At 56.7% G+C, this 11,397-nt stretch carries 6 protein-coding genes and 1 pseudogene; 5 read left to right on the plus strand and 2 right to left on the minus strand.

All coding sequences use genetic code 11. From position 1 onward, the window contains the following. Positions 1-320: 320 nt before the first annotated feature. Genes CNQ84_RS18875 through CNQ84_RS18895 form a run of 5 tightly spaced genes read left to right on the plus strand, consistent with a single transcriptional unit; the run spans position 321 to position 10,585 of the window. Positions 321-2,234 carry a class I SAM-dependent DNA methyltransferase gene (locus CNQ84_RS18875; protein ID WP_096006334.1) on the plus strand — a complete coding sequence of 638 codons (1,914 nt, stop codon included), beginning with the start codon at positions 321-323 and terminating at the stop codon, positions 2,232-2,234. Continuing rightward, positions 2,224-3,603, plus strand: a complete 1,380-nt coding sequence (locus tag CNQ84_RS18880; RefSeq protein WP_096006335.1) for a restriction endonuclease subunit S — start codon at positions 2,224-2,226, stop codon at positions 3,601-3,603. Before CNQ84_RS18875 ends, CNQ84_RS18880 begins: the two co-directional genes overlap by 11 nt. Continuing rightward, complete coding sequence (locus CNQ84_RS18885; protein ID WP_245841523.1) at positions 3,593-6,154, plus strand: AAA family ATPase; 2,562 nt, start codon at positions 3,593-3,595, stop codon at positions 6,152-6,154. Before CNQ84_RS18880 ends, CNQ84_RS18885 begins: the two co-directional genes overlap by 11 nt. After that, complete coding sequence (locus CNQ84_RS18890) at positions 6,151-7,479, plus strand: McrC family protein (RefSeq protein WP_096006337.1); 1,329 nt, start codon at positions 6,151-6,153, stop codon at positions 7,477-7,479. The genes CNQ84_RS18885 and CNQ84_RS18890 overlap by 4 nt, the downstream gene beginning before the upstream one ends. A 4-nt stretch (positions 7,480-7,483) precedes the next feature. Further along, positions 7,484-10,585 carry a type I restriction endonuclease subunit R gene (locus CNQ84_RS18895; RefSeq protein WP_096006338.1) on the plus strand — a complete coding sequence of 1,034 codons (3,102 nt, stop codon included), beginning with the start codon at positions 7,484-7,486 and terminating at the stop codon, positions 10,583-10,585. 107 nt (positions 10,586-10,692) lie between these two features. On the opposite strand, the pseudogene CNQ84_RS18900 reads toward CNQ84_RS18895, so the two are convergent. Further along, a pseudogene (locus CNQ84_RS18900) lies at positions 10,693-11,124 on the minus strand (integrase core domain-containing protein); the annotation flags it as partial. A gap of 11 nt (positions 11,125-11,135) precedes the next feature. Beyond that, on the minus strand, positions 11,136-11,397 hold a 262-nt coding region (locus CNQ84_RS20860), incomplete at its 5' end, for a transposase domain-containing protein (RefSeq protein WP_245841526.1).

The raw sequence follows: 11,397 nt of genomic DNA on the forward strand, positions 1-11,397 counted from the left end.
CTTGACCTGTATGCATGACCATTATTGGTCTGTCAGCTAACGCGACATATCATCCAACTGTGCCCGCTTGGAGTGGGCAGGGATGGAACCCCTTGGTCATGGATGACCGACTCTGTTTCAGCGTCTCCGGCAAAAACACCGCGGGAGACAACAACCGCTTTACCCCGTGACTGTCGCTGGCTAAAGTGATGGCCATCACACTTCGCCGCAGGTCATCAGGGATGGACCGCTCGATGCTACCTGCTTCGCTCCTCCCTGCTTGCCTCCGGTAATCCGCGTTGTTTCAAGGCCGCCGTAGCGTGGCTTGCAGGAGTTTTGTTATGCATGATCAGGCCCGCCTGTCGCAGTCGCTGTTGGCTTTGGTGCCGGTCGATGGTTCCAGCATTGGCAACCAGTCGTTGTTCGAGCAGTTGAGTGCTGCCTTTCCTGATCTGTCTCAGGCTGCTTTTGTCGAGGCGCGTGATGCGTTGATTGCGCAGGGCGTGCTGCAGAAGGGGCGAGGGCGTGGTGGTTCGGTCAAGCGCAGTGAGGCCGAAGGCAGCGCTGTGGCGGCAAAGCCAGCTGCAGTAAAGAAACCGGCACGCAGCACTGAGAAAGCCGCAGTAAGCAGCATGGATGACCTGAAGAAGACCCTTTGGGCCACCGCCGATAAGCTGCGCGCCAATATGGACGCTGCTGAGTACAAGCACATCGTGCTTGGGCTGATCTTCCTCAAGTACATTTCCGACAGCTTCGCCAGCCGCCGCGCCGAGTTGGAGCGCAAGCTGACCGATGAAAGCGATGACTACTATCTGGGTGATGACGACCCCGAGTTGCTGGCCGCCGAGCTGGAAGACCGCGATTATTACCGCGAGGTCAACGTGTTCTGGGTGCCGGAAGTGGCACGCTGGGAGTCGATCCGCTCAGCTGCCAAGCAGGCGGACATCGGCAAGCGCATTGATGATGCGCTGGCGGCCATTGAGGCAGAAAACCCGCGCCTGAAGAACATTCTCGACAAGCGTTACGCCCGCGCCCAACTGCCGGACGGCAAGCTGGGCGAGTTAGTGGATCTGGTCTCGACCATCGGCTTTGGTGACGACACCGGCAAGGCGCGCGATCTGCTGGGACAGGTGTACGAATACTTCCTCGGCCAGTTCGCCAGTGCCGAGGGAAAAAAGGGCGGGCAGTTCTATACGCCGGCCAGCATCGTGAAAACCCTGGTGGCGGTGCTCAACCCTCACCACGGCAAGGTCTACGACCCTTGCTGCGGCTCGGGCGGCATGTTTGTGCAGTCCGAGAAGTTCATCGAGGCTCACGGCGGCAAGCTGGGCGATGTGTCCATCTACGGCCAGGAGTCCAACCCCACAACCTGGCGCCTGGCGGCGATGAACCTGGCCATTCGTGGTATCGACTTCAATCTGGGCAAGGAGCCGGCGGATACCTTTATCCGCAATCAGCACGCTGACCTGCGTGCCGACTTTGTATTGGCCAACCCGCCGTTCAATATCAGTGACTGGTGGCACGGCAGCCTGGAAGGGGACCCGCGCTGGGTCTATGGCACCCCGCCGCAGGGCAACGCCAACTACGCCTGGCTGCAACACATGCTCTACCACCTCAAGCCCAATGGCCGCGCCGGTATCGTGTTGGCCAACGGCTCTATGAGCTCCAGCCAGAACAGCGAAGGTGACATCCGCAAAGCCATGGTCGAGGCCGATGTGGTGGAAGTGATGGTCGCCTTGCCCGGCCAGCTGTTTTTCAACACCCAGATTCCCGCCTGCCTGTGGTTCCTCGCTAAGGACAAACGCCACAGCCAAAGCCCCGGCGGCGTCGACCGCAGCGAGCAGGTGCTGTTTATCGATGCCCGCAAGCTCGGCACCAGCGTCAGCCGCGTGCAGATTGAGCTGACCGATGCCGATATTGAGCGCATCGCCCAAACCGTCGCCGCCTGGCGCGGCGAAACCCTCGATGCGCCGGACTCCACCTCCCGTCATTCCCGCGAAGGCGGGAATCCAGTAGCAGCCTACGAGGACATCCCCGGCTTCTGCCGCAGCGTCACCCTCGCAGAAATCGCCGAGCATGGCCATGTACTCACTCCCGGTCGTTATGTCGGTGCCGAAGAGGTGGAAGACGACGACGAAGCTTTTACCGAGAAGATGCAGCGGCTGACCAAGCAGTTGGGTGAGCAAATGAAGAAGGGCTCGGAACTCGACCTGATGATCCGGCAGAAGCTGGGGGGGCTGGGGTATGAGTTCTGAGTATGGTTTTGTTCCGCTTCGGGACTTAAGTGTCCGTATCACGAAGGGAACTACGCCTACAAAAGGGGAGGGCTTTGTTACGCAAGGAGTCAACTACATCAAATCTGAGTCCATCACTTCTGATGGCTCAATTGATGCATCTAAATTTGCATTCATAGATGCGGAGACCCACGACAAACTCTCTCGCTCAAAGCTTCGTGCTGGTAATGTCTTGTTCTCTATGGCAGGCGTTTATCTTGGTAAGTCTGCCGTTGTTTTGCCAGAGCATTTGCCTGCGAATACAAATCAGGCAGTTGGTATCGTTACGCTTGATGAGTCGAAAGCTGATCCTTACTTTATTCACTATGCACTGCAGTCTCCCGCCTGTCGTGCTTGGGTATTACGCTCAGCCGCACAATCCGCGCAGCCGAACTTTAATCTTCAAGAAATTGGAGAATTGAAAATTCCCGCATTTCCTCTTGCGTTGCAAAAGGAAGTTGCGGGTGTGTTGCGTATGCTCGACGACCGCATCACCCTGCTACGCGAAACCAACGCCACCCTGGAAGCCATCGCCCAGGCGCTGTTCAAATCCTGGTTCGTCGATTTTGCCCCCGTGCGCGCCAAGACCGAAGGTCGCCAGCCGGAAGGCGCTATACAGGGAAGTATGAGTGCCGCTGAAGGCAGGATGCCGAAAGCGGCCATGGACGCCACCACCGCCGCTCTGTTCCCCGATAGCTTCGAAGAGTCCGAACTGGGCTTGGTGCCGAAGGGGTGGCAAGTTTTGCCAATTGGTGATGCTGTTGATTGCGTTGGTGGTGGTACGCCGGACACGAGAAACGAAGACTTCTGGCAGCCAGGGGAGTTCTGCTGGTCGTCCCCCAAGGATTTGTCGAGCCTTGGAACGCCGGTCTTGCTATCGACTGAGCGGAAATTGTCCCTTCGTGGTTTGGCGAAGGTGAGTTCTGGCTTGCTGCCAAGCGGCACGCTGCTGATGTCTTCCCGAGCCCCCATTGGCTATCTGGCTATCACTCAAATACCGCTGGCTATAAATCAGGGCTATATCGCGATGCCTCCGGGCGGAAGGCTACCTCCGCTATATCTGCTTTTCTGGTGCCGTGAGAATCTGGACGTGATCAAGGGCCGCGCAAATGGCTCAACTTTTATGGAAATCAGCAAGAAAGCTTTTAGGCCAATACCGGTGTTGGCCCCAGCTTCTGAGGTAATTGAGGCATTCCAGTCCGTTATTGATCCTCTGTTTGAGCGATTGGTAGCCAATGAGCGCCAAGCCCAATCCCTCACCCAACTCCGCGACACCCTTTTACCCCGCCTGATCTCCGGCCAACTGCGCTTGCCGGACACAGTAAAAAGCGAAACACCTTATGTTGACTAACGAATATTTAGACAAAGTCTGCTCCGCACGTGAAGGCGAGGAAGATATCAGGCGCTGGGTTCAAATGGTGCTTGAGGCGATTGTTGCCCGTTATCCTGATGTGGATATTTATCCAGTTTCTCTACGGTCGAGAAAATACACTGGACTCGGCTTTGGCTGTAAATCAGGTAGCAAAGCGAGTCACGTGGCTCTTGGTTTAGCTGTTTTTCCTGACAGGGTTCGGCTGGGCCCTAAGCGAAAAACGCCTCTTCGCAAGGCGCTTGAGGCTGCGGGTAGAACGGACTTGATTGTGTCAAAACAGGACAAACTTGCTGACAGGGCGGCCGTAGACGACTGGTTAAGCACGCTGGAAGGCGCGCTCGGTCAGCCTTTTGTTGACGCGATGAAAGGCAACTCACGGCGGCCAGAGGACTTTCCTGTTCCTGAATTGGATGACAGCGAAGATGGTAGCGCTCAGTCAGGCGCCATTGAGGGATACCCGGACAGGCGAGTAACTGAATTGCTTCGGAAGGGAAGCGAAGAGGATAAAGCCTGGTTCTGGACGCTCATTAGTACACTGCGCCAGCGCTTTCCAACAGCAGACCACTACACAGTGAACCTTGACCCTACCGACGTGCGCGTGGGGAGCAAGGCCAGGGCGGAGAAGAGTGGCAAGGTCGCGTTCCGCATCCGCTGGAGTAAAGACGGGTTTACCTGTGATGCGCGTGATTTGAAGAACCATTTGGCGTTGCTGCAAAGCCAGGGCATAGAAGAGCAGATCAACTCAAGAGTGCAGGTGGATCAGCCCCAGATCAACGCGTGGCTGGATGCTGTGATTAACGCGGTGTCTTTGGAAGCGCTGCCATTGGAAGGAGAAGGGCGTATGCCACGCGACTATGAAAACAATGAATCGCAGAGCAATGATGCAGGGGAGAGCACTGCGCACAACGGCGGCAGTACAGGACTACCGCCACTCAACCAGATCCTGTTCGGCCCGCCCGGCACCGGCAAGACCTACAACACCATCAACGAAGCGCTGAAGATTCTGGCGCCGCAGTTTTGGGAGCAGAACAGTGGTGACGACCCCGACTCGCGCAAACGCTTGAAAGAGGCGTTCGATGAGCTTGTTGACAAGGAGCGTATCCGCTTTGTGACCTTTCATCAGAGCTTCAGCTATGAGGACTTTGTGGAAGGTCTGCGCGCTCGCACGGATGAGACAACTGGCCAGTTGCGTTATGACGTGGTGGATGGGGTGTTTAAGTCACTCTGTGAGGCTGCTGCGTCCAAGGTAACTCAACAGGCTGATGCGCCTGCTGGAGTCGGTGCGCGACGTGTTTGGAAAATGTCGCTGGGTAATACGCTGGGCGATGACGCCAGCATTTTCCAAGAGTGTATCGACGGTGGGTACGTTCTGCTCGGCTATGGTGGCGGAATCAACTTTGCGGGCTGCGCTAACCGGCAGCAGGTTCAGGCGCGCTTTGCGGATAACAATGTGTTGCCAGACAACCCAGTGACCGATTACGGCATCACTAGCGTGACAGCCTTTGTGGCCAAGATGAAAGTCGGTGACCTGATTGTCGTGTCGGATGGCAACTTTAAGTTCCGGGCTATCGGAGAGGTGACAGGCAACTACGAGTTCAAGCCGCATAACGAGTTTGACGATGGTTATTCGCAACTGCGGGCGGTGAAGTGGCTGCGACATTACCAACCTTCTCTGCCTCACTCGGAACTGCTGAATGGGCAGTTCAGCCAGATGACCTTATACGAATTGCGCGCGCCAACGCTCAATAAGGAGAAGCTGGAGCAGCTGCTGGGCGCCGGCGTTCCGGAGGGTAGGGCAGAGAATGATGCTCGGGTGCTGATCATTGACGAAATCAACCGAGGTAGCGTTTCTCGCATCTTCGGTGAGCTTATCACGTTGATCGAAGAGAGCAAGCGAGCGGGGAGAGCCGAGGCGCTCTCTATTGTTTTGCCGTACTCCCAGACGCGATTCAGCGTGCCGGATAACCTTTACATCATCGGCACCATGAACACCGCCGACCGCTCCTTGGCCGGGCTGGACATCGCCTTGCGCCGTCGCTTTGCGTTCAAGGAAATGCCACCCAAGCTTAAGCCGCTGGATGGTGTTCAAGTGGCCGGCGTCAGTGTTCGTAAACTGCTGAAAGTGATGAATCAGCGCATCGAAGTACTTCTGGATCGCGATCATTGCCTGGGGCATGCGTACTTCATGCCGTTGAAAGAAGACGGTCTGACAGAGGAGCAGAAGCTGGCGCGGCTGGAGCTGATCTTCCGCAATCAGATACTGCCTCTGCTGCAGGAGTACTTCTTCGAAGACTGGCAGCGCATTTGTTGGGTGTTGAACGATCATCGCAAGCCTGATTTAGACCGTTTTGTGGGCCAAGTCGAGCAGGATGTCGCTGAGTTGTTTGGCGTCGCCAACGTGCCTGTGCAAGGTGGTGTCTGGCGTATCAACGACGAGGCTTTTAAGCGTGCTTCTGCCTATGCCGGCATCATTGCTGCTAATTACAAGGGTGAGGCCTCAACGGATGAACCAGAGGAGGCGGATGCGTGAGCGCATCTGTCGTCGTGCGTGAATACGCGTGTCTGACCACTGCACCGGTAGCGCCCGATGATCTTGATTATGCACAGGTATCGGAAAGCGCGTTCGACTGGCTTTGTGAGCTGAGTGCTCGCTTTAACAGCAATGGCGCGAAACTGCTACAGGTGCAGGGGCGTCGCTCGCTGAAGTGGGACTCCTACGTGGGCGTGCTGGAGACCCCCTGTGGCACGCGCCTGGAAATCGTACCCAAGCACCACGAAGAGGGTGATTGCCTGCAAAAAGGACGGCAGTTGCTGCGTAAGCTTATTCAGCGAGCTCTGGATCTGAAAGCCCGTGAGGCATCGGTGGCAGGGTTAGAGCTGTTTGAGGCGCCGCTCAGCGAATGGGTAATGGCGCAGTTTTTGGCGGAGCTCGACCTGTTGGTGAAACGGGGTGTGCGGTTCGACTATCAACGTGTCGAGGAGGAACAGCGCTTTTTGCGTGGCCAGCTCAACGTGGTTGCACAGATGCGTCAGCGCCCCGGAAAGCAGCACTACTTCCAAATTCGCCATGATGTATTTCAACCGAACCGCGCTGAGAACCGTCTGCTCAAATCAGCTTTGGAGCAGGTGGCGAAGAGTACCAGGGATGCTAACAACTGGCGGCTAGCCGCTGAGCTGCGCGCGATGCTCAGCGATTTGCCCGCAAGCCGTCAGATCGACTTGGACTTCCGGGCTTGGAGCACCGACCGCCTGATGGCGCACTACCAGGCAATAAAGCCCTGGTGCGAGCTGATCCTCAATCAGCAGATGCCGCTGGCGGTGAGCGGTGAGTGGCGCGGAATGAGCATGCTGTTCCCGATGGAGAAGCTGTTTGAACGCTATGTAGAGGGCTGGCTGAGGAACTGCCTAGTGCCAGGTGCCGAGCTGATTACGCAGGGCAAAGGGGGCGGTGAGTCTTTGTGCAAACAAGGTTCAAAACCGGTGTTTAAGTTGAAGCCCGACTTCCTTGTTGATAACGATGGTAGGCGTTGGGTCTTGGATGCAAAGTGGAAACGCGCCGCGCAGGGGGCTGAGAAAAAGAAAGAAGCACTGCGTGAAGCGGATTTTTATCAGTTGTTCGCCTATGGTCACAAATACCTGGATGGCAAGGGCGAGCTGGCGCTGATCTACCCGAGAACCCGACAATTCGACCAGCCGCTGCCACCCTTTGATTACAGCCCGGATTTGCGGCTTTGGGCTTTACCTTTTGATTTAGACGCTGATAGGTTACTGATCGATGATGAGATGCAGTTCACAGACTGCATGAGGGCGGCAATGGGTACTGCTCCGCTCGACCAGGCAGTAATACCGGGATAAAGGAATGACCGAAGATCAACTGGAGCAGGAAGCACTCGGCTGGCTGGGTGAGTTGGGCTATCAGCACCTCTATGGGCCGGATATTGCCCATGATGGCGATAACCCGGAGCGCGAGAGCTACCGTGACGTGGTGCTTGCCATGCGGCTCCGTGCAGCGGTTGCGCGGCTGAACCCCGCTGTGCCGCTCGCCGCTCGTGAGGAAGCGGTGCGTCAGGTGCTGGAGTTGGGTGTACCTGTTCAGCTGTCTGCCAATCGCCTGTTTCATCGTCTGGTGGTCAGTGGCGTGCCGGTCCAATATCAGAAAGACGGCGAGACGCGTGGCGATTTCGTGCGTCTGATCGACTGGGCGGATGTGAAGGCCAACGAGTGGCTTGCGGTCAATCAGTTCAGTATCCAGGGCCTCAAGCATACCCGCCGACCGGATATCATTCTGTTCGTCAATGGCTTGCCTCTGGTACTGGTCGAGCTGAAGAACCCGGCGGATGTGAATGCGGATCTGGTCAAAGCGTTCGACCAGATCCAGACCTACAAAGAGCAGATTCCGGACTTATTCCAATACAACGAGATCCTGATTATCTCCGATGGTAGCGAAGCCCGAATGGGCTCGCTGTCGGCCGATATCGAGCGCTTCGCCCGTTGGCGCACCATTGATGGTGTGAGTCTCGACCCGCTTGGGCAGTTCAGCGAGCTGGAAACGTTGATGCGCGGTGTGCTGGCGCCGGAGATGTTGCTCGATTACCTGCGCTACTTCGTGTTGTTCGAGGATGACGGCAGGTTGGTGAAGAAGATCGCCGGCTATCACCAGTTTCATGCGGTGCGCGCTGCCATCAATCAGGTAGTGGATGCGTCGCGCCCGGGCGGTTCGCACAAGGGCGGGGTGGTGTGGCACACCCAGGGCTCAGGTAAGAGCATCACTATGACCTGTTTTGCTGCACGGGTGATGCAGGCGAGCCAGATGGAGAACCCCACCATCGTCGTGATCACCGATCGTAATGATCTGGATGGTCAGCTGTTTGGGGTGTTCTCCCTGTCGCAGGACCTGTTGCGCGAGCAGCCGGTTCAGGTTGCCACCCGCGGAGACCTGCGGGAAAAGCTGTCCAATCGCCCGAGTGGCGGGATAGTGTTCGCGACCATTCAAAAGTTCATGCCCGGGGAGGATGAAGACAGCTTCCCGGTGCTGTCTACCCGTTCCAACATCGTCGTCATTGCCGACGAGGCACATCGCACGCAGTACGGCTTCAATGCTGAGCTCAAGGTCGATACGTTGAAGGTGGCCGAAGGGCAGGCTCGGTATCAGGTGGGCTATGCACAGCACCTGCGTGATGCACTGCCGAATGCCACCTTCGTGGCGTTCACCGGCACGCCGGTTTCCAGTGAGGACCGTGATACGCGCGCGGTGTTTGGCGACTACATTCACGTCTACGACATGCAGCAGGCAAAGGAAGATGGTGCAACGGTCGCTATCTACTATGAGTCCCGCTTGGCCAAGCTGGCGCTGAAAGACAGTGATATGCCGCACATTGACGATCAGGTCGATGAGCTGGCTGAGGATGAAGAAGAGGATCAGCAGTCACGGCTCAAGTCGCGTTGGGCCGCACTGGAAAAGGTGGTGGGTGCAGAGCCACGCATCAAGAGTATTGCGGCAGATCTGATTCAGCATTTCGAGGAACGCAATCAAGCGCAGCAGGGCAAGGCCATGGTCGTCACCATGAGTCGTGAGATCTGTGTGCACCTCTACAACGAAATCATCGCGCTGCGTCCTGATTGGCATGACGAGGACCCGGAGAAGGGCGCCATCAAAGTAGTGATGACTGGCAGCGCATCTGATAAAGCGTTGCTCCGGCCGCATATCTACTCTGGGCAGGTGAAGAAACGGCTGGAGAAACGCTTCAAAGACCCGAAAGATCCGCTGCAGATCGTGATCGTCCGTGACATGTGGCTGACCGGCTTCGATGCACCCTGTGTGCACACGCTCTACGTCGACAAGCCGATGAAGGGGCACAACCTGATGCAGGCGATTGCGCGCGTCAATCGGGTGTTCAAGGATAAGCAGGGCGGACTGGTGGTCGACTACATTGGCATCGCCAATGAACTCAAGTCGGCGCTGAAGGAGTACACCGCAAGCAAGGGGCGCGGGCGGCCTACTGTCGACGCTCATGAAGCCTATTCGCTGCTGGCCGAGAAGATGGATATCTTGCGTGGCATGCTGCACGGCTTTGATTACAGCGACTATCTGAATGGCGGCCACAAGCTGTTGGCTGGTGCGGCGAACCATATCCTTGGCCTTGAGGATGGCAAGAAGCGCTTTGCTGACAACGCACTGGCGATGAGTAAGGCGTTTAGCCTGTGCTGCACGCTTGATGAGGCGAAAGCTGAGCGGGAGGAGGTTGCGTTCTTCCAGGCAATCAAAGTTCTGCTCACCAAGCGAGATATCAGCGCGAAGAAAAAGACCGACGAAGAGCGTGAGTTGGCAATCCGCCAGATCATCGGCAATGCGGTTGTGACGGGTGATGTGGTGGACGTGTTTGCGGCTGTTGGCCTTGATAAGCCGAACATCGGTTTGCTCGATGACGACTTCCTTGCTGAAGTGCGCAGCCTCCCCGAGAAGAACCTCGCGGTAGAACTACTTGAGCGCCTGCTGGAAGGGGAGATCAAAAGTCGATTCTCCACCAACGTCGCTCAAGAAAAGAAATTCTCCGAGCTGCTGAGCAATGTCATTGCCCGCTATCAGAACCGTTCCATTGAAACGGCTCAAGTCATTGAAGAACTCATCGACATGGCGAAGAAATTCGCCGCCGCTAGCAAACGCGGCGAGACCCTGGGTCTTAACGATGATGAGCTGGCTTTCTACGATGCGTTGGCCAATAACGAGGCTTCCGTCCGCGAGCTGGGCGATGAGATCCTTGCCAAGATTGCCCATGAGCTGACCGATGGTTTACGCAAAAATGTCACGGTGGATTGGAACAACCGAGACAGCGTCCGGGCAAAGCTGCGTCTGATGGTTAAGCGCATTCTTCGCAAATACAAATATCCGCCGGACAAGCAGGAAGAGGCAGCACAGCTGGTGCTGGTGCAGGCTGAGAAGCTGTGTGAGGAATGGGTGTGAGAAGTCGAGAACGTGGATGTTTCTGCTCCAGCATGCCGAGCTGCCAGCTGAAGCTTTTATCGTTGGAAGGCTTGTGTGTAGTTGCCCCCGCTAAACCGGACACCACCTCATTCGTTTGATGCCAGTTCCGCCCTGTACTCCCAGGGCGATTTCATTTTCAGCCCCTTGTGCGGGTGGCTGCGGTTATAGTCTTCGACCCATTCCGGCAACCTAGCCATCACCGTGGCGGCATCAGGGAGATCGTTCAAGTACACATAGTCGCGCTTAAACGTCTTCACGAAGGCCTCAGCCATGCCGTTGCTCTGAGGGCTTCTCACCGGTGTGGTGCACACGACAAAGCCCAGAGAGGACGCGAAGGCTCGCGTTTCTTTGGCAGTGTAGCAACAGCCATTGTCCGTCAGCCATTCCAGCGGATGAGGCACTCGCTCTGACTGGCCGAATCGGTACTGCAAGCTTTACAGCAGCAGGTCTTGAACCATCTCACCGGGGATGCCAGCAGTAGTCGCCACGTAGCGCATCGTAAGCGTACGGGGAATACACCTTGCGTCGATCAGCCCGGAATCCACTGATGCGGCAGCAGTTGCTCGATCTCGCTAGCCTTCTGCGTCGGCAACCGCGTTAGCACGTCCTTCAGGTAGGCATACGGATCATGGCCATTCATGCGAGCTGACTGGATCAGGCTCATGAATGCAGCCGCGTGTTTACCGCAAAGCTGGAGTTCAAAAGGTGTGTTCACCGGACGCTTACGGCCTTTTTTTGTAACCGTCCGGGCAACACACCTCCTCAATTCCGCCTGGTAGCGGCATGGTGTC

The organism is Pseudomonas abyssi (assembly GCF_002307495.1).
Taxonomy (GTDB): Bacteria; Pseudomonadota; Gammaproteobacteria; order Pseudomonadales; family Pseudomonadaceae; genus Halopseudomonas; species Halopseudomonas abyssi.

Excerpts from the sequence above, each read along its gene's own strand:
- CNQ84_RS18875 (WP_096006334.1), top strand. The coding sequence starts at position 321 with ATGCATGATCAGGCCCGCCTGTCGCAGTCGCTGTTGGCTTTGGTGCCG.
- CNQ84_RS18880 (WP_096006335.1), top strand. The coding sequence starts at position 2,224 with ATGAGTTCTGAGTATGGTTTTGTTCCGCTTCGGGACTTAAGTGTCCGT.
- CNQ84_RS18885 (WP_245841523.1), top strand. The coding sequence starts at position 3,593 with ATGTTGACTAACGAATATTTAGACAAAGTCTGCTCCGCACGTGAAGGC.
- CNQ84_RS18895 (WP_096006338.1), top strand. The coding sequence starts at position 7,484 with ATGACCGAAGATCAACTGGAGCAGGAAGCACTCGGCTGGCTGGGTGAG.